This window comes from Flavobacterium sp. 22659 (assembly GCF_052044235.1).
Taxonomy (GTDB): Bacteria; Bacteroidota; Bacteroidia; order Flavobacteriales; family Flavobacteriaceae; genus Flavobacterium; species Flavobacterium johnsoniae.
On the sequence record NZ_JBQEMU010000012.1, the window covers coordinates 16356 to 39447 of the forward strand.

Consider the following 23092-nt stretch of genomic DNA (forward strand, 5'->3'; position numbering starts at 1 on the left):
GGTTTTAAAAACCTGTCAGGTTTATTTGTACGAGTATGATTTTTAAATCGTTTTCAATTTCAAAACAGTAACAGAATAAGCAGGAAGAGTCAATTGCTGACTTCCTTTTGTTACTTTATATTCGCTTTGTTTCGGACTTATTTTTTTAGGTTCTGCAAACGTATTTTCGTCCTGAACATTCGAACTTACAAGTGTAATCATACTTCCTTTTGTACCTAATTTTGCTCCCTTCAAATCGATTGTAATTTCTTGATTTGATGCAGCAGTATTAACCAATTTCACAATAATTTCTTTTGCATTAAGATCTTTTACTGCTGAAGCATACAAATCATGCTGTCCGATTAAAGCTTTTCCATCTTGCGTAATACTCAATAAATCTGTTCCTTTATTGGTTGAAAATAATTGCTGCACATAATAATTTGCAGAACCATATGACTGCAGATTATTAAACCAAATCATATCCGGAGTCCATTGCCAAGCGTCTTCATGAGCCATTAAAGGTGCATACGAAGTCATATTTACCACTTCTGCATTTCGTTCTAATCCTGTCATAAAAGCGGCTTCAGAAAACGCACATTCCCAATTGTTTCTGTTATTCGGATTCGCCCCTGAAACACTTTGTGCCGCATATTCTCCAGCAAATATTTTTGGACCTTTTCTGTCGTAATTATCATAACGTCCGGCATTTTCTCTAAACCATTTCGGACTTTCATAATAATGTTCGTCTATCAATTCTGCGTTCAGTTTTTTTAGTTCTGTCATCGCATAATCAAAATGTTCTCCTTTTGGAGAAGGTCCAGTTCCAGATACAATTATGATTTTTGGATATTTTGCTTTTATAGCTTTTTCAAAAACTTTGTATCGGTCAATGTAATCTTTCCCCCACTGCTCATTTCCAACTCCGATATATTTTAGATTAAATGGTTTTGGATGTCCCATATCTGAGCGGAGTTTTCCCCATTTTGTGTTCACATCGCTATTTGCAAATTCAATCAAATCTAAAGCATCCTGAATATACGGATCGAGTTCATCCATAGGAGCTAATTCTCCAGTATTATATTGACACGCCATACCGCAGCTTAAAATTGGAAGCGGTTCTGCACCAATATCTTCTGAAAGCTGGAAATATTCAAAAAATCCCAATCCGAAACTTTGAAAATAATCAGGCGTTTGTTTGTGGTTGAATTCGACATTCCAGCGGTTCATCATTGTTTTTCTTTCCTCAACATCTCCAACCGATTTTTTCCATTGATAACGATCTGACAGCGTTCTGCCTTCGACAATACATCCTCCCGGAAAACGCAAAAAACCTGGTTTTACATCATACAAAAGCTGTACAAGATCTTTGCGAAGTCCGTTTTTTCTATTTTTCCAAGTATCTTCTGGAAACAGCGAAACCATATCCAGATCGATAGTTCCGTTTCCTTCAAAAGTGATTTTTAGTTTTGCTTTTGCTTCTGTTTCAACAGCTGTAAACTGCGAAGTATAATTATCCCATTGCTCTGATTTTGGAACAATACTCGTTTCGCCAATTACTTTTTGATCTTTATCAATTAACTGAAAAATGATTTTTTTTATCGCTCCATTATGATTGGCGGCTTTTAAAGAAAGGTTGTATTTAGCATCTTTCTTCACTCCCATTCCTCTAAATCCTTCGTTGATTAAAGCATATCCTTTATCATTGTTGATTTCAACCCTGCAAAAATTAGAATTGTTTTTTTCCTTCGAAAGATTAATTGGCAAAGCACTACCTGATTCTTTGTTCAAAGAAGATCTTTTGGTATTCGGCTGTTCCCACCCCATCATTGGTTTATCAAATTCAAAAGAGCGGTTTTTAATCATTTCTGCATATAATCCGCCATCTGCAGCAAAATTGATATCCTCAAAAAACAGTCCGAACATAGTGGGCTGGATTTTAGTAATCGTTTTAGAAGCATCAACTTCTAAATTCGCTTTTTGTGCATTTGTATAAAGACTGCTCAACAATAAACAGCCAAAAATAGATTTAGAAAGGAGGTTATTTTTCATAGTTTTTTGGAAATAGTCAAATGTTTATTTTTTTACGGCTTCTAATTTTTCAGGAAAAGCGGCCTGTCCGTCTAAATTAGTAATAATTAAAGAATCTACATTTTTACTTTCGACAGCATATTTAAAATAATCTGGTTTGTTTTTTCCCCATTTTACAGTACAGTTTTGGATCTTAATGCGTTCTGCATTTTCAAAATAAAATCCAGAAGTACTCCCTTTTACAAAACCTTCAACATTAGCCGGACGTCTGTCATATAATCCTCCCGGAAAAGAAGTTGTTTTATCCATAAAAACACTCACATTATCAAAAACAATATTCTGGATTTTATCTTTAGATTCGCCGCTTACAAACACGCCGTTTTCTCCAGTACACTGAATATTAGAAAAATATATATTTTTGATTTCGCCCACTTTCCCTTCAGTCGCACCTTTCGGAAAACGCCAGTTCGCATCTTTATGATTTCCTTTTGCTCTGCTAAAAGCAGTTACATAAATCGGTTCAGCTTTTCCCCACCAAGTATCTGTATTTAATTTACTTTCAACAATAATATTGGAGAAAATAACATCGCTTACTGTTCCTTCATCGCGATTCTGAATTCCTAAAGCCCGATTGCTGTTTTTAATAATGCAATTGTTGAAAACGACTTGTCGAATCGCATCCATATTTTCGGAACCAATTTTAATGGCACAGCTGCTGCTGGTCATGGTACAATTGGTAACCGTAATATTTTCGCAGGCACCAAATTCTTCAAACTCTCTGCGGTTTTTTAAACAAATACAATCGTCACCGCTTTCGATATAACAATCGCTGATTCTAACATTTTTAGAATGATCCAAATCTATTCCGTCGCTATTGCGGACTTTCAAGCTGTTCAATAAAGTAATCCCGCTGATTACAACATCGTTACAGCCCACTAAATGAATCGTCCAATAGGCTGAATTTCCAATATGCACATCATGAATTCTAATATTTTTACCACCGATAATCGTCAAAACGTGAGGTCTTGGATCTAAGACATTAAAAGGTTTCAGTACATAAGCATCTTCCTGCTCTTCACCCATAAAAGAAATTCCGTTTCCGTCTATTTTGCCGCTGCCGCTAATGGTAAAATCCTCAACATTTTCTCCTCCAATCCAAATTGTTCCTTCTCCCGGATTGGTTCTGAAAGCGCTTTTGGTATATAATTTCTCATCTGGACTTGCTAATAATTTTGCTCCGGCTTCGATATGTAAATCTACTTTTGATTTTACATCAAAAGGTCCTGCCAAAAACGTAAACGGTGCCGGAATTAAAACTCTTCCGCCTGTTTTACTGCATTCATCAATTGCTTTTTGAATGGCTGCTGCATCGTTGGTTTTTCCGTCTCCTTTTGCACCGTACTTTTTAACGTCGTAGATTTTCTGCGCAGAAACAGTTAAGGAAATACAGAAAATTAGGATCGCGATTATTGATTTCTTTTTCATTTTATTTTTGTTTATTAAAACCAATTGGTCTGATTAATATTAAACACATAGAAACATAGTTATTCTTTGGCTAAAAAGGCGTTTCACTTGCATCAATACACATAGGTATGTGTGAAAAACTAGTTTTTTTAAAACTCTTCTTTATTTTTTATTCTATGTTTCTATGTGTTTATTAATAGATTATTTAAAATCTTCATTTGTTTAAATCTGATTTACTTTGAAGGCAATTCAAATTTATTTTGCTCTGGCTCGATTTTTCGTTTTAAAGATTCGCTGTCTAGATTGCTTGATGAAACATCTTTAAAAACAATTTGATTTATTTTATCAGAAGGAACATCAATAGCTTTCATTGTCAAATCTTTCACATCATCAAAAACAAAAGCCGGACGAAAATCTTCTTTATCCAGAATCAATTTAATATTTTTCATTTCGATTCCGTTTACGTGGCGCACATAAAATCCCCAAGATGGCAGTTCTCCAAACATGGTAAATTCTGGATATCCGTTTATATTTTCTTTTACATCTTTTAATCGACTTAAAGGATGATACGCCATTCCTTTTGATGCTCTTCCCGGATACACAATTTCAATATTTTCTAAAGTCACATTTTCGATCAAATGCCCTGGAATTCCTGCAATCGAAGACGGAAACGGATTGTGGAAATAATCAACTTCTGGTCCGCGCATATCATAATCAATATCTGGACGCCCAAACGGAACTTGCACTTTTACATTTTTAACGGATATATTTTTGATATAGCCCGCTTTTTCTCCATTTCGGTGTCCTAAACGAATTAAAATTGCATTTCCTGTATTTACAGCCGTAATATCCGAAACTTTAATGTTTTCGATTTCCCCTCCGTCTACCGATTCGATCGCAACAGCCGATCTAAAAGTGTCAAAAACTTTAATGTTTTCGATTGTAACGTTTTTAAAACTTCCGTAAGAACCCGTTCCAAACTTCACTGCATTGGCACTTGATCTAATGGTACAACTTCCGATATAAATATTGTTATTGTGCAATCCCGGCACTTCCGATTTTAAACAGATTCCGTCATCGGCGGCATTTACATTACAATTGGTTATTCGAACATTTTCACAGCCGTTAACATCAATTCCGTCATTGTTCCAATAGGCTCTGCTATCAACTTTCATAAAATCAATTACGATATTTTTACATGCTGTAAAACACTGTACCCAGCCTGGACTGTCTTTTAATGTAATTTGAGTCATTGTAATTGAATCGCATTTTACAAACGAAATCAATTTTCCTCTTCCATCTTCAGGACGCATTCTTCTGTAATTGTATTTTGGGTCAATTCGCACTCCTGTATGATGCAGACTGTCAATTGCCAAAGCCAGTTCTCTTCCCTGTCCGTCTATAATTCCTTTTCCGTTTACCGCAATATTTTTGGAGTCGCTTGCAATAATAAAAGCACGAATTCCATCGTATTTTGGATAATCATCTGGATTTGTGCTTCCAAGCAAAATGGCACCTTCTTCAAAAAACAATTCCACATCATTTTTTAAAATAATGCTTCCAGACAAAAAGGTTCCTTTACAAAAAAGAACTTTTCCGCCTTTACTTTTATTGGCTGCATCAATTGCTTTTTGGATTGCTTTTGTATTTAAGGTTTTTCCATCTCCAACGGCGCCGTATTTTTTAATATCAAATACTTTCTGTGCCGAAACAGATAAGGAAATACAAAATATCAACAGTATGATTTTAAAATTTCTTTTCATTGATTATCATTTTAATTTTTATTCTCGATAGTATTGCTAAATTTTTTCACGCAGATTTAAAAAGATTTAAGCAGATTCCACGGATTTTTTTAAAAGAAATCTAATTTAATCTGCCAAAATCAGCAGAATCTGCGTAAAAAAAATCCTTTCTAATCTTAATAATCTGTGGCAATAAAATTTACCAGAAGACAGTATACAAAGCCACTAATATTCCACTGATAATAAAGGAACCTACAATAAATTCAGAAGAGACTTTGAACATTGATTTATCTACTTCTATTTTATGAATTTCAGACTCTTCCTCAGATGCTGGTTTTGCTAAACTAATACCAACCATTATGAATACGATCATAAAGAAAACAATAGTCATTCTATCTAAAAATGGATAATCTGGGAAAGCACCTTCTGTCCACATCGGCAGGAATTTTAAAACTGCTGCAATCGGCACCGTCAATAATGCTCCCGCCAATCCAGCAGATGGTGTTGTCTTTTTCCAAAACATTCCCAATAAGAAAATAGCTAAAACTCCCGGAGAGAAAAAACCAACATATTCCTGAATAAACTGATATGCCTGATCTAAAGTTTTTAATGCCGGCGCTACAAAAGCCGCGATAATCATACAAACTACAACACACCATCGTCCTGTACGTACCAGTTTTTTTTCTGATGCCTGAGAATTAAAGTATTTTTTATAAATATCTAAAGAAAAAATAGTCGAAATACTATTAGCCTTTCCTGCTAAAGAAGCTACAATTGCCGCTGTTAAAGCCGCTAATGCAACACCTTTTAATCCGGCAGGAAGCAAATTCATTAAAGTTGGATATGCATGATCTGGTTTTAAAACGCCTGCAGCATCAACCATTTCCTGTTGGAAAGCTCCATTTTGGTGCATTACAAACATGGCAATACCTGGCAAAACAGCAATAATTGGAACTAATAATTTTAGAAAAGCAGCAAATAAAATTCCTTTTCTTGCCGTTTTCAAATCGGCTCCTAAAGCTCTTTGTACAATATATTGATTACATCCCCAATAGGCCAGATTATTGATTAACATTCCGCCAACCAAAACCGACATTCCCGGCAGTTCATTATAATGCGGATTGGATTCGTCTAAAATCATATGCAGATGATCTGGCGCCTGATCTGCTATCACAGCAAGTCCTTTTAGAATATCTTTTCCAAAACCAAACTGATCTGAAAGTAAAGTCAATGCCAAATAAGTGGTTACTAATCCGCCCAAAATCAAAACGATAACCTGAAACATATCGGTATAACCAATCACTTTCATCCCACCTAAAGTTACGATAACCGAAAACAAACTCAAACCAATTACACAAAACTGAAAGCTAACTGGTGCAATAGAAGAAATCGCTAAAGCTCCCAGATAAATAATTGACGTAAGATTAACAAATACATAAATCAACAGCCATATAATTGCCATAATAGTACTTACGGTACCACTGTATCTTTTGGCTAAAAACTGCGGCATTGTAAATATCTTATTCTTAAGATAAATGGGCAGGATAAACATAGCCACAATAATTAAAGTGGCAGCCGACATCCATTCGTAAGAAGCAATGGCAAGTCCAATGGCAAATCCCGAACCGCTCATTCCGATAAAGTGTTCTGCTGAAATATTAGAAGCAATCAGCGATGCTCCAATTGCCCACCAGGTAAGAGAGCCTTCGGCTAAAAAGTATTCGTTTGAACTCGTTGCTGCTGTTTTTTTGCTTCTGTAAATATACATTCCATAAGCCGTGACTATGACAAAATAAATAAAGAAAACAATGTAATCTGCGGTTTGTAATACATTCATAATGTGTGGTTATTGTGTGGTTAGATAGTAAAATGTATTTTAAGATTTAATTGGAATCAAATCTTGAGAAACCATTTCTTTTTATATAAAAAATAGAGTAAAAAAAGCTGTATGACGGTTACTGATAAAGCAGCAAAAAAAGGCTGCCAAATAATTGACGTGTATTGTATAAGGCCGCCAAAAACATAATCTGCTGTATGCTTAAAATCGACAGAACCTTCTGCAGCGATGTAAATCAAAATAGAATTTGAGCCAATTAAAACCAATGGGAATGCCCATTTTTGAAAACCCAATAAATCAATTATTGCATAGAAAAAAACAAAAAATAAAATACTGAATCCGCCAACAAAACATACGAAAGAACTGGTCCACAAATGTTTATTGATAGGAAAGTTAATATCCCAGATTAAACCTGCAATAATCAAAACTACAGCTGCAAGTGCCATTAAAAGCAGTTTGACATTTATAGAAAAAGGACACTTGGATTTTAAAAATGTTCCGATAAAAACACCTAATAAAGCTGTTGCAATAGCCGGTATCGTCGAAAATATTCCTTCCGGATCGTACACCGTACTATGGAGTCTTCCTGGTAAAAACAAGCGGTCAATATAGCCTTCTAATGATCCTTCTTTGGTTAAAACTCCTGCTCCAAAATTGGGTACAGGAATCCATTTCATTGCAGCATAATACCCAATCAAAATACCAAAAAACCAAATTAATTGTTTTTTAAAGTCAAAATTCAAATAGATGATTCCTGCAAAAAACCAAGCCAGTCCAATTCTTCCCAAAACACTCGCAAATCGGGTCTGATCGAATCCGTCAAATCGCAATAATCCATTTACAACAAATCCTAAAACCAGTAAAATACAGGTTCTTCTCAGCATCGATAAATAGATTTTACGCTTTTCGGCTTTAGGCAGATCTTTTGGTTCCTTAACTCCTGCCAATTTCATTTTCTTTTCGAAAGAGAATGGCATAGAAACTCCGGCAACAAATAAGAAGACAGGAAAAATCATATCATAAAATGTAATTCCATTCCATTCCGCATGATGCAGCTGCGAAGACATCCAGATAAAAATAGGAATTGGTGCTGCTTTAGCCAGAGCATGAATAATATGTTCACCGCTCATAATCCAAAACATAACAAATCCGCGAAGCACATCTAAAGAGATTAGTCTTCCATTTGTAGTGTTATTCATTTTTTTAGTATTCGCTTTTGGGTTAGTCTTTAGCCGCAGCCGCAGTTTTCAGTACCAACTGTAACTGAAAACTGAGACTGAAAACTAAAGCAACAGGTTATTTTTAAAGTGGTTTAATGACAAATCCGTAGCTGTATTCGCTTTTTGTTAATACATACTGTTCATGCGGCGGTAATCCCCAGCTGTTATCGCCTCCAAGTCCGCGTTGCGTTAAGTCGACACAGACCACAACTTCATTTCTTGGTGTAATATCACTGGAATGAATATTCTTTTTCGAAATTCCACCGTCAAAGTCACTCGGATAATTATTCAAAGTACTCATAGCTAAAGGCTGCAGACCTTTTATTTCCAAGCCATTTCCTGAATTGCCTGATAATTTGAACCAGCGTATATCAGTCTTGTATCCATTTTCCTGAGGGCGTGTATAAGGCACATATTGGTCTGCAACTTTACTGCTATAAATTCCTTTTAAAGATGATGTTTTTCTGTCTGGATAATTTTCTAAAGGTCCTCTTCCGTAATAATCCAGATTCTCTAATGTATTTTTCAAAGTGAAAATCATTCCAAAACGCGGTAGTTCAGGAACAGGATTAGCACCTTTTTTATACGAAGCCTGAATTTCTAAAGCATCATTATTTGCCAATGCATATTTGATGGTATAATCTGATGCAACATCATTTAGTTTTAATTTTGCAACGATATATTTCTGACCGTTTTCTTCTGTCTGCTGAATACTTTCTAAAGAGGTATTTTTTCCAGCCGTTCTCCATACATTGGTTCTAATCTGCATTTTATTTCCAATATCATTATCGGTTGGCGCTCTCCAGAAATTAGGTTCAGGATATTGTTTGAAATATTCTTCGCCTTTTAAACTGTAATACGAAATCAATCCATTCGATTTGCTGATTTTAACCGTAACATTATCCGATGTCAAAACAAACTGATCTTTCTCATCCTGAACTTTTGCAGTATTTACTTTTTCAGATTTTTCGAAATACTTATCGTCTTCTATTACAAATTGTTCTTTGGCGACTTCGAAGTTTTGTGGCAATAATTCAGATCCTGTTTTTGTGTAAGCGAAAACATTCAGTAAATATTCCGTTCCTGCTTTTGACTGCAATTTTGGTAAATCAATTTTGAACTGTTTTTTCGTTTTTGGATCTAAAGCAACATTAAAAGTTCCTTCTTTAATTACTTTTCCGTTTTCTAAAACTTCGTATCTGAAATTGTATTTATTTAGGTTTGTAAATCCAAAATCATTATTAATTTCGATTACACCATTTTTGATATCAACTGCTTTGAACAAAATATTCTGATATACTTTTTTCACTTCAAACGCCCCAACATGCGGTGTTCTATCTGGATAAACCAATCCGTTGTGGCAGAAATTTTCATCGTTCAGGTAATTCTGGCTTCCCATATCACCGCCATACGTCCAATATTTACGGCCCGCTTCGTCAACTCCTTGAAATCCCTGATCTACCCAGTCCCAGATAAAACCGCCCTGCATATTTTTGCTGCCGCGAATGATATCCCAATATTCCTGAAAATTACCGCTGCTGTTCCCCATGGCGTGCGAATATTCACACATGATATAAGGGCGGGTAACTTCTTTTCTTGCCGCATATTCTTTCATGTACTCAATTGTTGGATACATTGGGCAGACGATATCTGTGTTTTCATTTTCTTTTGCCTGTTCAAACTGAACCAATCTGGTATTGTCTCTTTTTTTAATCCATTTGTATGCTTCATGAAAAACCGGTCCGTTAGCACTTTCATTACCTAATGACCAGATAATTACAGACGGCATATTTTTATCTCTTTCAACAAGGCTGTAAATTCGGTCCAAATGTGCTTCTCTCCATTCTGGAAGATAGCCCGGATTCGTTTTTGGATTCATCCATTTTAAAGGCTGACCCTCTACTCCCATTCCGTGGCTTTCTATATTGGCTTCATCGACCAAAAACAAACCGTATTTATTGCATAGTTTTACCCATAAAATATTGTTAGGATAATGACTGCAGCGAACGGAATTGATATTCAGCTGTTTCATCATTTTGATGTCTTTCATCATCGTTGCTTCATCCTGATAATGTCCCGTTTCTGGATTATGCTCGTGAATATTTACGCCATGAACCATCAATCTAACTCCGTTTACCAATAACTGACCGCCTTTTAATTCTACTTTTCTGAACCCGATTTGTGTTGAAACCGTCTCTACAATTTCTCCTTTTTGATTCTTTAAAGTCAAAAGCAGAGTGTATAAATTGGGGGTTTCACTGCTCCATAATTTTGGACTTGATACATTCTGAGCGAAATTGATTGTCTGAACTTTTGATGCTTCAAAATTGACATTGATTTCTTTAGTGAATACATTTTTCCCTGAAGCATCAACTAATTTTGCAACTAATTTTTGATTGTTAACTGAAGTCGAAGTCAGATTTTTCAAACTTACATCCACATTTAAACTTCCGTTTTTATACTTCGCATCTAAATCTGGTTTTGCAAAGAAATCTGAAATGCGAACATCTTCAGTACTATACAAATACACATTTCTGTCTATTCCAGAAAGTCTCCACATGTCCTGATCTTCCAGATACGAACCATCGCTCCATCTGTACACTTCTACAGCCAGATTGTTTTTTCCTGGTTTTAAATATTTAGAAATATCAAATTCTGCCGGACTTTTGGTATTTTCTGTATAACCAACTTTTTCTCCATTTACCCAAATATACATTGCTGCAGTTCCTGCTTCAAAATGAAGAAAAACATGTCGGTTTTTCCAGTTTTGAGGCAGCACAAAATCTCTTTTATAAGACCCTACTGGATTATCCCAATGATTGATAAAAGGCGGATTTTTTTCGAATGGATACGTGATATTCGTATAAATTGGCACGCCATAACCGTGCAGTTCCCAATTAGAAGGCACTTGAAGATCTTTCCAATGCAGCGTACTGAAATCTATTTTGTAAAAATCCTTCGGGCGTTCATCTGGTGTGGGCGACCAGGAAAATTTCCATGTACCGTTTAAAGAAAAATACCAAGGCGAATTTTCATATTTATCCATTACAGCAGAACTTTCATCTGCATAAGGAAGAAAAGCAGCGCGGGCTGGTTCTCTGTTAATTTGAAATACTTCTGGATTTTCCCAATCGTTGCGGTCTTTTTCCTGAGCTGAAATTCCTGCTGTGAAAAGAATTAACAAGCTCATAAAAAATATTTTGGTTGTGGTTTTCTGCATTATTTTGGTTTTAGATAGCTGGCAGTTATTTTTTTTAAACACATAGAAACATAGTTTTTCTTTGTATAAAAAGGCATTTCATTTATTACAAAAAACATAGCTATGTGTGGGAAACTAGTTTCTTTTAATTAATACTATTACACTCAAAAAAAATCTATGTTTCTATGTGTTTAAATAAACTTTTAAAACTTCAATTTTTCTGGCAGATATTTAGCAACTAATTCTTTATAATAAGGAAGTAATGCTTTTACATCTGGTTTTACGGGAGCTTTTGTGTACAAATCATAAGGATTGAATTTTCGTACCCAGTCAAACATTTCGATATCTTTTTCATTCATTAAATGTGCATACGCATTTTCTTTATGCTGAGAATAAAAAGAGTGATAACGAATCATATATAAGGCTGGATCTGGCAGATAATCTTTCATAATCTGATACAAATATTCGTCATGACCCCAGCTCATTTTTACGTTATCTAATCCGCAGTTTTCAGTGTAGATTCCTAGTTTAGTATTGAATCTATCATCTGTATAATCTGGATTTTCTTTGAAAAATTCTGAATACACAATTTTATCCGAATACGCACAGCCAACCGGAAAAGTATCTCCAACCACTGCCCATTGCGGTTCTCCAAATAAGCATAAAACTTTACCTAAGTCATGAATAAAACCTGTGAGTACAAACCAATCCGGATGACCGTCAGCACGAATAGCTTCTGAAGTCTGTAAAAGGTGTTGTGTCTGGTCTAAGTCAATATCTGGGTCACTGTCGTCTATAAGCGTGTTTAAAAACTCGACAGCTTCCCAGATTGACATTTCTTTTCTATTAAATTGCAGAAATTCTTGTTCTTTACTGCATACAAAGTCATAAGTTTGGTAGGTATGGTTTATCCTGTAAAATTCTTTTACCGTTTCTACTCTTTCAGAATCGACATAATTTCTAAATTCTTCTTTCTGCTTTTCTTTTACACTTTCATTTTCTTCAGAAGGGTCAGGATATCTCATTAACAAATCATCTTCCCACTCATCTAAATTTTTCAACGGATTGTCTGTGTCTATATGCTTTTTCATAAGGGTTATAGTTAAAAGTTAATAAGACAAAAATAGAATTACGTACTCCGTTCAAAATGGATTAATAGATCAAAAACATGGATAATTTTGATTATTATAGGATTTTTACATGTTATTAAATCTGTTTTTTTATCAAAGTATATCAAACATAGCCCGTGGTTTTAACCACGGAGATATCACGGAGATATCACGGAAAACATCACGGAAAAAAATAGATTGCGGATATGCCTTGGATTCCCGTGGTTGAAACCACGGGCTATAATCTTCAAAACATTTACTTGAATAATTTGTGGGAATTCGTGCAATTAGCGGCAAAAGAAAAATCCTTATAATCTGTGTAATCTGTCGCTAAAAAACCTAATTAATAATTTTACTAGGAGGAAAACCAAACTGCTTTTTAAAGCATCGACTGAAATAAAGCGGATCATTAAAACCAACCAGATTCGTCACTTCCGAAACATTATACTTTTTCGTTTTAAGCAGTTCTGCTGATTTTTTTAAACGAATCGTTCTAATAAATTCGTTTGGAGCTAAATCTGTTAATTCCTTAATCTTTCTGTAGAGTTTAGAAGAACTCACTCCAAGCTTATCGCAAAGAAATTCGGTAGAAAGATCTACTTCGCTTAAATTATCATTGATCAAATTGGTTACTTTTTCCATAAATTCTTCGTCAATAGGAGAATGCGTCAACATACTGACTTTACTTTCTACTTCGCCAGAGAATTTTTGTTTGAGCTCTAATCTCGATTTGATCATATTTTCTATAACCGTTTTAAGCAATAAAGGCTCAAAAGGTTTAACTAAATAGCCATCAGCTCCAGTGTCATAGCCTTTTACTTTGTCCATATTTTCAGAAAGAGCCGTCAGCATTACAACCGGAATATGACTTATGAATTCGTCATTTTTAAGCTCACGGCAAAATTCCAATCCGTCCATAACAGGCATCATGACATCGGTAACGCATAAAATAGGTTTTATTTGTCGGCAGATTTTTAAACCTTCTAATCCATTTTCTGCCTCATAAACCTTGTAATAATCAGACAAATAATCTACCAGATATTTTCTAAGTTCATTATTATCTTCTATTACTACTATTTTTTCTTTTAAATCGGTGTTTTGAATAATTTTCTTCGCCGCTTTTTCAGGAATAAGCATGCTCAGATTGTCATTTTTAAGCGCATATTCAAATACTTCTTTATGCTCATAAGATTCACGATCAATCGGAATTTCCACTTTAAATGTACTTCCTTTACCTTGTGTGCTTTCTACAGAAATAGTTCCTTTATGAATTGCCACTAAAGATTTTACTAAAGACAAACCAATTCCAGACCCTGTATTATTTGCTTTACTATTGGTCGCCTGATAAAAACGTTTAAAAATTTTCTCCTGACTTTTTAACGGAATCCCAATTCCATCATCGGTAACTTCGATAACAAGAATATCTTCAACTGTGTCTTTCAGTCGAACGTATAAATCTACGTTTCCATTTTTGTTAGTAAACTTTAAGGCATTCGATAAAAGATTGTACAAAATCTTATCGTATTTATCATTGTCCAGCCAGCCGTTTATTTCGTCATCTTCGGTAATAAAATTGAGCTTAATCTTTTTGTTATAAGCCATTTCCTTAAAGGAATCAAAGATATTTTTAGAATACGCCAGAATATCCGTTTTAGTCACTTTCAGCTTTAATTCGCCTGACTGTGCTTTTCTAAAATCCAAAACCTGATTCACCAGATTCAATAATCTGCTGGCATTTTGATAAATTAGATTATATCGGCTTTTTTCATAATCTGTTGCGTTGCTGTTTTCGTCTAAAAGCTGTTTCGCCGGACCTAAAATCAAGGTTAAAGGCGTTCTTAATTCATGCGAAATATTAGTAAAGAAACGTAATTTCTCATTGTTTAATTTTATATCATGCTCTCTGTTTACTTTCTCGGTAAGCAGTTCTTGTTTTAAACGTATACGGTTTTTAATTTCTTTTCTAATGAAATAAAAGACACCAAATAAAATCGCAAAAAACATTAAAAAAGATGTCGGCGTAAGCCAAAAAGGAGGCAGAATTTTTATTTTATAAGAAACCGTTTTGCTCCAATATCCGTCGCTGTTGCTGGATCTGATTTTAAAAGTATAGTTTCCCGGATAAAGGTTGGTATACTGAACTATTCTTGAGGTACTATTTGCCGTAATCCAATGTTTATCAAAACCTTCCAGCATGTACTGAAACTTATTCAGTTTTTCGTTTGCAAAAGACGGAGCCGAAAACTGAAGAGAAAAATTTCGGTTTTTATGGCTTAATTCTATTTCTTTACCATAATTGAGGTCTTTTGAAAGCGGAATTTCCCCATTGATTTCCATTTCAGGAAAAACTTCTTCGTTCTGAATTTTAAATTCAGAAATCACAGGCAGTGGCGACCAATTGTTTCTTTTCATTGCCGGCGGCGAAAAAGAAATAATCCCGTTTTTACCTCCCAGAAAAATATTCGAATTATTAAAATAAAAGAAACCGCTCGAACTAAAAACATCCAGTCTGTTACCGCTGTTTACATGGTAAATACTGATATCTTTTAGATTAGATTTTACAAAAGCAATATTATTGTTATTGATATTGAGCCAAAGGTTTCCATTAGCATCCGAAAGAATATCCGTAATCCATTTTCCTGAAAGCTCTCTAAGATTTTTTACAGGTTCAAATTCATTCTTTTTCGGATTAAACAAACACAAACCAAAACGAGTTGAAGCCCAGATTTTGCCTTTAACATCTACTAAAACATCGCTTACATTTTCATCATGCGGCACTCCTTTTTCTTTGACAAAAAGTGACGAATAGGTTTCTATTTTTCCTGAATTAATATTGTATTTCACCACTCCGGTTTCAGTAGCAAACCAAACGTTATTTTTGGCGTCTCTTTCTATCGCATTGATCTGAAAATTAGGTAAAAGTTTACTTGACGTTTCTACCTGAAGCGTTTTAGTATTGAGAATTACAGCTCCTTCTCCAAATGAACCTACAATCATTTTATCGGGTGTAATTTTAGAAAAAGCAAAAACAGGCGATTTTTCGAATCCTGCTTTAATTTCCCTTGAAGAATTTGCGGCGTAATTGTACACCAAAATGTTTCCGTCCCAAAGACCGCAGTAAAAAATCTTTCCGTCATCAGAATAAATGCTGGCAATGTCTTTACCAGTATTATGCAGCGGCTTCGAATCTTTTGTATTGGAAATAAAAAGTCCGTTGTGATAAGTTGCAACAATCACTTTTTCGTCATACGTTTTGGCAAAACCTCTAATTCTAGGAGCTTGATTACCAATAGAACGTGATATGTCTTTGTTTAAAGTAAACTGATTTTCATAAGGGTCGTATTTATCCAATCCGTCTTCTGTACCAATCCATAAAACGCCTGAAGCATCAAAATAAAGTGCCGAAATCAGGTTATCTACCAGCGAAGTATCATCTGATAAAATTGAATAATACCATTTGTAATTTCCATTTTGAATGTCTTCTAATTGATCACAAACCAATAATCCTCCTAGAGTACCAACCCAGTATTTTCCGTCAGGAGCTCGGGCAACTGAAAGAAAATAAGGTCCTAAAGCACCTCTAACTTGTTTGTTGTCAATATACAGATTAACAAACTTATCGCTTGCTTTATCCAGTTTATACAATCCTTCACGGGTTCCAATAAAAATATCCGATTTGGCATCTTCGTAAATGAAATTCAGATATGGATTTTTTATATTCGAATTTGGAACAGAAAGCGTATAATTATTAATTCTGACAATTGCTCCTTTTGAGTCTAAAGTAATTTTGGCTACACCTGCTTTTTCATAACTTCCAACCCAGATATTACCTTTTTTGTCTTCAAAAATTTCTTTTACGTAATCGAAACCTTTTAGATCAATTTTTTCAAATCGGTTTTCCTGCAAAAAGAATAAGTAAACTCCTTTGGTCTTCGTTCCTACCCAGATCCTTTTGAATTTATCTACATAAACCGATCTGACTTCATCATCCGGAAGACTGTTTGGATCTTCTTTTTTATGGAAAAAAGTAGTAAAAACATGAGTATCCATTTGAAAAAGCGTTAATCCTTTTCGGGTTCCAATCCATAACTGATTGGCTTTTTCGTCCAGTTTTAAAGCCGTAATGTCATCGTTGTATAATTTGTTTTTTCCAGGCGTAGAACTCATGTAGTTTTTAAACTGATAACCGTCAAAACGATTTAATCCTGAAAACGTTCCAAACCACATGAAACCTTTTTTATCCTGTACAATATGTCGTACCGAATTATGAGATAAGCCGTTATTATCATTATAATGCGCAAATTTTATATTCTGTGAATACGAATGATAAAAAAGGGCCGAAAGCAAGAATAATAAAAGGGATTTTAGTCTCATGGAAATAAATTATAAATGCAATTTAATCTTTTTGATTTAATAAATATCAAAATTATTTAACAGATAAATTATCAATTTTGTTGTTTTTTAAATCAATTTTAAAATGATCTGAAGGCTCGCCGTTCATGGTTTTAAGGAATATTGCCGCCCACAAAACCAATTTAGGATCGTTTGCTTTTTTTAACTGACTGCACATCAGTTCGTATTGTTTTAATCTTTTCTTTCCAATTTTTGAAAAGGCCAGTTCATCGGCGCTTTTTAGTCGATAAAAATCGAAAATCATATCAAATCCTGTCCACGATTCAAAATCAGAAATTGTCAAAGAATTGGATTTCAAAAGGGAATCAATCTCGGTTTTATCATCATTAATCAGCAATAAATCTTTTCCTGAAAGGTTTACAATTGATTTTAAAAAATCGGCCGGAAAATCTTCCGGTAAAAAACGCAAACGAACTAATTCCTTTAAATGCCAATTGGTAAAATCCTCATAATCTTTGGCTTTCAGAATTTCTTTATTCCAGATATCCTTGCTTTTAATTTCTTTTAAATGAGCATATTCTTGTTCATAAAAAGGAAATAAACTATTGAATTTATTGACTTTGCCAATGACAACTGTTTCTACTTCGAGATCAGAATGAGAATGAATGGTCAATATTTTGTAAGCCGGCATATACGCAGCAAGCGATGGCGTCTGGATATTAAACAAAGTATTTCCTTTTGCCGATGTTCTAACACCAGTGTCGTTGATGTGCATGTGTCCGCCAAAATGAATCTGAATTCCGGCATCGGCAAATTGCTGTGCTACTTCTTCATCAGGAACTCTTTGCAATTGCATTTTATTGGCTCCAAAAAGCTGTTTTAATTCAGGCGAAGCATCGTCATTAAAATCAACCATTGGATAATGACTGAAAGCAATAAGCACTTTTCCTCTTTGTTTCGCTTCCGCAGCAACTTTTTTCACCCAATTTAAAAGGTGATTTTTATAAATCAGAACGTTATTATACCCCGTATTCGCTCCCGAAAAATCATACGGATTATTAGGCTCTCCTGATAATTTTTCATTCGGAACATACGCATTCGCATCTATCGCCAAAAGCCAGATTCCTTTTATTGGTTCAACCAGATAGCTGGCATCAGGCAGATACAAATTGGTGTTTTTTATTAGATACGTTCTTTTTTCTAAAACGGATTCTTTTTGAGCTTCCTCAAAATTGTAATTGTCATAATTGTAATTAGAAAAAGGTGTTTCCCAATATAAATCAGTCTTTTTAGGAAAAAAACCAAAATCACGCATTTCGTTAATGGTTTCTTTGTAACCCCAGTTTTTTATATCGGCTGTAATGATGGGTTCCAGTTCTTTTTTGTTTTTACCAAGATTATCTGGAGAACTGCTGATAATCTGCTCTTTCCCATCTTTTCCTAAAAAATCAGTTTTTATGGCATCTTGAGAAAACGGTCTTACAACATCGTGATTTCCTGTAGTGACATAAAAAGAAAGTCCGTGTTTTTGAGAATATTCGTTGAGTATTTTTCGCAGTCCGCGAACGTGAACAGGCTGTCCGTCGTCGCTGAAATCACCCGGAAGCACAACTTGTTTGATGTCTCTTTTTACAATGTCATTTAAGGCTTCTAAAAAGGCGAAATAATTTTCATTGAAAATTCGGGTAGAATGCAATTGCGAATTCATGGTTCGGATATTGGCATATTTGCCTGTTGCCGGATTTGGAATTCCGTTATAATTGCTGTCTTCAAATTTGGCAAAAATATCCTGTAAATGAGCATCGGCTATAAAAGCAATCTGAACTTCTTTTTTAGTGTTCTGCTGTGATTTGCAGGAAGATAAAAAGAATAATAGTACTAGTATAGCCGATGTTCTAAACATGTATTTTGCTGGTTTTATTTTTATGATTATCCTTTATTTATCTTATTTTAAAAATAGAAAACCTGTAAAATCAGACGCGGATTAAACAGATTCGCTAACGCGAAGACGCGGATAAAATCGGGTTTTATTAATCTTTTAAAAATATAAATAGATTATCCGTTTTTATCCGCGTCTTTACGAAGTAAATCCGTTTAATCCGCGTTCTTGCTTAAAGGATAATTCTATTATTTTTTAATGTATGCTTCCAATTTATCTAAAGTGTTTAATTCTGTTTCTCTTGCACATGAAGATAAAATGGTTGTTTCTAAGTTCTTTGCTGGTTTAGAAATCAATAAATACTGCGTTCCGTCGTCTGTAGTTTTTTCAAAATCTTTCGGATTGTATTTAATTGCTCCTCCAACTTCAACAATTTCGGCTGCCACATCTTCCGGATGTTTTCCCCAAACTGCAATATAATCTGCACCTTTTTTCGTTGCACAATCTTTAAAGTAATTTACTCCTGTGGCAAATTGTACTTTCTCTCCAGTTAAAGAAACAGCTTCAACTTTTGCTTCTCTTTTACCTGAAAATACTGTTACGCGAACTAAAATGTCTACTTTTTTTCCTTTGTAAGGCACGCCTCTTGAAATCATTTCCATCCAGGAAGTCGTATCTGTTTTCCCTACTCTTGCCAAACGATTGGTTACCGGATTTAAAGGCACAACTTTTTCTCCATCCCAAAGTTTTACTCCTCCTAAACCAACTGTTGAAGCTACTTTATAATAATCAGCTCCCCAGCCTTCTTTTTGCTGTTCCGGTGTTGGGTACCAATTTGCTTTTCTTAATTCTAAACCTGGTTTGGCTTTAGAATAAACGTCAATTGCTACTTTATCGCTGAAATAAATTCGCAATGCCATCCACTCGTTTTCAACTGCCGGACCGTGATGCCCGATTGTTTTATATAAATCTCCTGATTCTGAGCCGATATCTGTTAGATATGTAATTTTGTCTGACTTCATATACAAACTGTTGTCTGTATTATTCTGTCCAAAACAAACACAGCAAAAAAGTAAAGAGGTTACGATAGATAGTTTCATAATTTTAAAATATTATAAGTTTAAGTGTAATTCCTGTAAATTTAAAAACAACTTTCAACAATCTACTAAGAATTCTATCTATTGTTTGGAAATTATCAATTAATACTAAAAATGTGAAATTTCTTTAACTGATATTTTTCCTCTTTTTTACTTCCAAATTTATTTTAAACACATAGAAACATAGTTTTAGATTGTCTAAAAAGAAAGCTAAAGAAACTAAGTTTCTAACACATAGCATATATGTGTATTTATGCAAGTGAAACGCCTTTAGCAAGCATTGAAACCTATGTCTCTATGTGTTTAAAAAACAATCCCAATTTTATTAATCTACTACTTTTACTAATGTTGGATTAATTCCTAACGGGTTTTTGATGATTTTACAGATTAAAGGAAACTCCGGATTTTTGATAATCCACATTTCGGTTTCGTCTATTTGTGCTTTTACGTGCAATGCATCAATTGTTTTTCCATCAATAGAAATTCCATTTTTATCTTCGCTTTTATCGAGAACATAAGTTGTATTATTGTAAACAAATGAATTGTTTTTGACTAAATCCTGATAAGCCGACTGTGAAATCATAAAAAACGTTTCGTTTGATTCTAAGTTCAAAACAGGTGCATATTCTCCCTGATTAAAACTCAAAGCATTTCCGTTTTTTACTGCTTCGGGCAGCATTACTATTTTACTTTTTACGCCTCTTGTTTCTAGTTTAAAAGCCAATGCATTGTTTGAAATTTCGGTCGTAAGTTGTAAAGTTCTGGTTTGTCCGTGCAGTTTGCAGACATAATGCAGCTGGGTGTTATTTTTCAATGTCGGAACATAATTCTGTGCGATTGTAGCTTGATAAATGGCACAGAAAACAATAACTAAAAATATATTTTTCATCTTACTCATCATTTTTATTTTGCTGGTGGTAAAATTGTTGTTCCCCAAGCTGAAGGTTTCGAATCCATTTCTAAAACTAATTCTCCGCCATTATTAATATCGTCATGTAAAATCCATGCTTTGTTGTATGGTTTTCCGTTTAGCAAAGCGGTTTTAATGTATCTGTTTTTATCACTCATTTTTTTAGTGGTGATTTTAAAACTTTTACCGTTCTCTAATTTTACAAATACTTCCTTAATCAAAGGTGTATTGATTAGATAATAAGGCTGTCCCGCATTTGGATACAATCCCATCATGTGAAAAGCCAGCCATGAAGACATCGCTCCTGAATCATCATTTCCGGGAAGACCTTCTCTTGAAGTATTGAAATTATCCTTGATAATGGTTCTGATTCTGTCACTGCTTAAATACGGTTTTCCAATCCAGTGATACAAACAAGGTGTTAAAAATGAAGGTTCGTTTGCGACATTGAATAAATTATTATCGAAGAAAATATCCAGTCGTTTTTCGAATGCTTTTTCTCCTCCTGATTTATTAACTAATTCCGGAATATCATGCGGTAAACTAAATGAATATTCCCAAGAAGTTCCTTCGTAGAAAAATACGCACCAATGGCAGACATACCAAGGTGATTCGATAATGACAGGCGTATATTTAAAAGTCGGCTTTTGGATTTTGGATTCTCCGAAAACGACATCATCCAGCCAGTTTCCATCTTTGTCTTTTGGCATTATAAATCCTTTTGCACCGTTATTTTCATAATCGACACGCCATAAATTCTGCCAGTTTTCGGCCTGTTTGATGTATTGATTGTACAAATCTGTTTTGCCTAAACCTTTGGCTACTGTGGCAATATTATAATCGTTGTACGAGTAATCGATTGTTCGGTTTCCTGCACGGTCTGTGCCGTACGGGACGTATCCTAATTTCAGATAATCTATCAGTCCGCCTCTTCCTTCTCTTTCTTCATTTCCTCCGGGCGGTACTGTAGCATCTTTAATCATGGCCTGTAAAGCCAGTTCGTAATCTATTCCTTTTAAATTTTTAACAAAAGCATCTGCAATTACAACCTCAGCGTTAGATCCGCCTTGAGTTCGTCCGTTATCGTTACCGCTTCTTCCTTCGGGCATATATCCTTCGCGTTTGTAAATATTCAGCATTGCGTTGATAATATCTACTTTACGTTTAGAATCTATTAAAGTAATTAACGGACTTGAAGTTCTAAAGGTGTCCCAAATCGTATAAAAATCATCATAATACGGTTCATCGTTTGTCCATAACGGATTTTCGCCTGTTCTGTCAACCGGCATAATCATGGTATGATACAAACCTGTGTAGAACATTTTTTTGTATTCCAAAGAAGTATCATCAGATAATTTGATTCGGCTTAATAAGTCTTCCCATTTATTTTCTAAAGCAGCTAAAACGGTATTGAAATTCCAGTGCGGGATTTCGACTTCTATATTGTTTTTGGCTTTTAATTCACTCAAAAATGAAATTCCAATTTTGACATTCAATTCTTCTTTTCCTGAATTCCCAAAAGAAAGCAATGCTCCGGTTTTCTTTCCTGAATCAAACTGTGCATTTTGATTGTTGTAAAACCTGCCATCTTTAAAAGTGACATATTTTGCAATTGGCTGATCAAAAACGGCCCAAAAATAAACGGTATAAGCACGTCCGTTATTCCATCCTCCTCGAATTCGGCTGTAACCTCTTACTTCGGTATCTGAAACTATTTCGATCTGAGAACCTACAAACTGCTGTGCTTCTCTGGCATCTGGAATCTTTTCTTCTCCAAGGAAAAATCCAGGGTCAATTTTTAATTCTTTTGATTGATTTTTAGGATAGGTTATTCTGTAAAATGAAACTTTTTCTCCAGTCGTTATTTCTGTTTTAATATTGTTTTCTTTGAAAACCGTTTCATAATACCCCAATTTTACATTTTCTTCTGCTCTGAAAGAAGTCTGATCCATTTTATCTAAAGCTCCGGAAAATGGCATAATTGAGATGTTCCCGTATTTTGGACCTCCTCCGGTTCCGCTGACATGCACCTGGCTGAATCCTGTAACTTCTTTAGGTATTGGAAGCCATCCGCTGTTTGGACTTACTGTACAATCAGGACTTGGCTTTACCATTCCGTACGGACAAGAAGGCCCGATAAAAACCCTGCCCACTCCTTCAGATCCAATCATGGGGTCTACATATTGGTAAACTGTTTTTTGGGCATAAGAAGTTATCGCAAACAAAAGTGATATTCCTAAAAGTATATTTTTACTGTATATTTTCATTGCTTCTT

The 23092-nt window shown here is 34.7% G+C and carries 12 protein-coding genes; all 12 read right to left on the reverse strand.

The features are described 5' to 3' along the window. Window positions 1-42 precede the first annotated feature (42 nt). Window positions 43-2028, reverse strand: a complete 1986-nt coding sequence (locus tag ACTJIW_RS13315; protein WP_440716711.1) for an alpha-L-arabinofuranosidase C-terminal domain-containing protein — start codon at window positions 2026-2028, stop codon at window positions 43-45. Window positions 2029-2052: 24 nt separating this feature from the next. Beyond that, a complete protein-coding gene (locus tag ACTJIW_RS13320; protein ID WP_440716712.1) occupies window positions 2053-3492 on the reverse strand; it encodes a glycoside hydrolase family 28 protein in 1440 nt (479 codons plus the stop codon). Between the two features lie 212 nt (window positions 3493-3704). After that, the gene (locus tag ACTJIW_RS13325) at window positions 3705-5234 is read right to left on the reverse strand and encodes a glycoside hydrolase family 28 protein (protein ID WP_440716713.1); all 1530 of its coding nucleotides are present in this window, start codon (window positions 5232-5234) and stop codon (window positions 3705-3707) included. 178 nt (window positions 5235-5412) lie between these two features. Continuing rightward, window positions 5413-7050: a sodium/sugar symporter gene (locus ACTJIW_RS13330; protein ID WP_121361344.1), complete on the reverse strand. Its 1638-nt coding sequence runs from the start codon at window positions 7048-7050 to the stop codon at window positions 5413-5415. A 56-nt stretch (window positions 7051-7106) separates the two neighbouring features. Beyond that, the gene (locus ACTJIW_RS13335) at window positions 7107-8249 is read right to left on the reverse strand and encodes an acyltransferase family protein (RefSeq protein WP_440716714.1); all 1143 of its coding nucleotides are present in this window, start codon (window positions 8247-8249) and stop codon (window positions 7107-7109) included. Between the two features lie 103 nt (window positions 8250-8352). Beyond that, complete coding sequence (locus tag ACTJIW_RS13340) at window positions 8353-11460, reverse strand: glycoside hydrolase family 2 TIM barrel-domain containing protein (RefSeq protein ID WP_440716715.1); 3108 nt, start codon at window positions 11458-11460, stop codon at window positions 8353-8355. Between the two features lie 212 nt (window positions 11461-11672). Continuing rightward, entirely contained in the window at window positions 11673-12560 is an 888-nt protein-coding gene (locus ACTJIW_RS13345) for an inositol oxygenase family protein (protein ID WP_440716716.1), read from the reverse strand. Window positions 12561-12917: 357 nt separating this feature from the next. Further along, on the reverse strand, window positions 12918-16952 hold the full coding sequence (locus tag ACTJIW_RS13350; RefSeq protein WP_440716717.1) for a hybrid sensor histidine kinase/response regulator transcription factor: 4035 nt from the start codon (window positions 16950-16952) through the stop codon (window positions 12918-12920). A 52-nt stretch (window positions 16953-17004) separates the two neighbouring features. Then, window positions 17005-18834, reverse strand: coding sequence for a metallophosphoesterase (locus ACTJIW_RS13355; RefSeq protein WP_440716718.1), 1830 nt, complete (start codon window positions 18832-18834; stop codon window positions 17005-17007). Window positions 18835-19058: 224 nt separating this feature from the next. Further along, window positions 19059-19910 (reverse strand): DUF4861 family protein, encoded by an 852-nt coding sequence (locus ACTJIW_RS13360; protein ID WP_012025109.1) that lies wholly within the window; start codon window positions 19908-19910, stop codon window positions 19059-19061. Window positions 19911-20232: 322 nt separating this feature from the next. After that, window positions 20233-20796, reverse strand: coding sequence for a hypothetical protein (locus tag ACTJIW_RS13365; protein ID WP_440716719.1), 564 nt, complete (start codon window positions 20794-20796; stop codon window positions 20233-20235). A 14-nt stretch (window positions 20797-20810) separates the two neighbouring features. Next, on the reverse strand, window positions 20811-23084 hold the full coding sequence (locus ACTJIW_RS13370; RefSeq protein WP_440716720.1) for a GH92 family glycosyl hydrolase: 2274 nt from the start codon (window positions 23082-23084) through the stop codon (window positions 20811-20813). Between the last annotated feature and the right edge of the window lie 8 nt (window positions 23085-23092).

Excerpts from the sequence above, each read along its gene's own strand:
- ACTJIW_RS13315 (WP_440716711.1), bottom strand. The coding sequence starts at position 2,028 with ATGAAAAATAACCTCCTTTCTAAATCTATTTTTGGCTGTTTATTGTTG.
- ACTJIW_RS13320 (WP_440716712.1), bottom strand. The coding sequence starts at position 3,492 with ATGAAAAAGAAATCAATAATCGCGATCCTAATTTTCTGTATTTCCTTA.
- ACTJIW_RS13325 (WP_440716713.1), bottom strand. The coding sequence starts at position 5,234 with ATGAAAAGAAATTTTAAAATCATACTGTTGATATTTTGTATTTCCTTA.
- ACTJIW_RS13330 (WP_121361344.1), bottom strand. The coding sequence starts at position 7,050 with ATGAATGTATTACAAACCGCAGATTACATTGTTTTCTTTATTTATTTT.
- ACTJIW_RS13335 (WP_440716714.1), bottom strand. The coding sequence starts at position 8,249 with ATGAATAACACTACAAATGGAAGACTAATCTCTTTAGATGTGCTTCGC.
- ACTJIW_RS13340 (WP_440716715.1), bottom strand. The coding sequence starts at position 11,460 with ATGAGCTTGTTAATTCTTTTCACAGCAGGAATTTCAGCTCAGGAAAAA.
- ACTJIW_RS13345 (WP_440716716.1), bottom strand. The coding sequence starts at position 12,560 with ATGAAAAAGCATATAGACACAGACAATCCGTTGAAAAATTTAGATGAG.
- ACTJIW_RS13350 (WP_440716717.1), bottom strand. The coding sequence starts at position 16,952 with ATGAGACTAAAATCCCTTTTATTATTCTTGCTTTCGGCCCTTTTTTAT.
- ACTJIW_RS13355 (WP_440716718.1), bottom strand. The coding sequence starts at position 18,834 with ATGTTTAGAACATCGGCTATACTAGTACTATTATTCTTTTTATCTTCC.
- ACTJIW_RS13360 (WP_012025109.1), bottom strand. The coding sequence starts at position 19,910 with ATGAAACTATCTATCGTAACCTCTTTACTTTTTTGCTGTGTTTGTTTT.
- ACTJIW_RS13365 (WP_440716719.1), bottom strand. The coding sequence starts at position 20,796 with ATGAAAAATATATTTTTAGTTATTGTTTTCTGTGCCATTTATCAAGCT.
- ACTJIW_RS13370 (WP_440716720.1), bottom strand. The coding sequence starts at position 23,084 with ATGAAAATATACAGTAAAAATATACTTTTAGGAATATCACTTTTGTTT.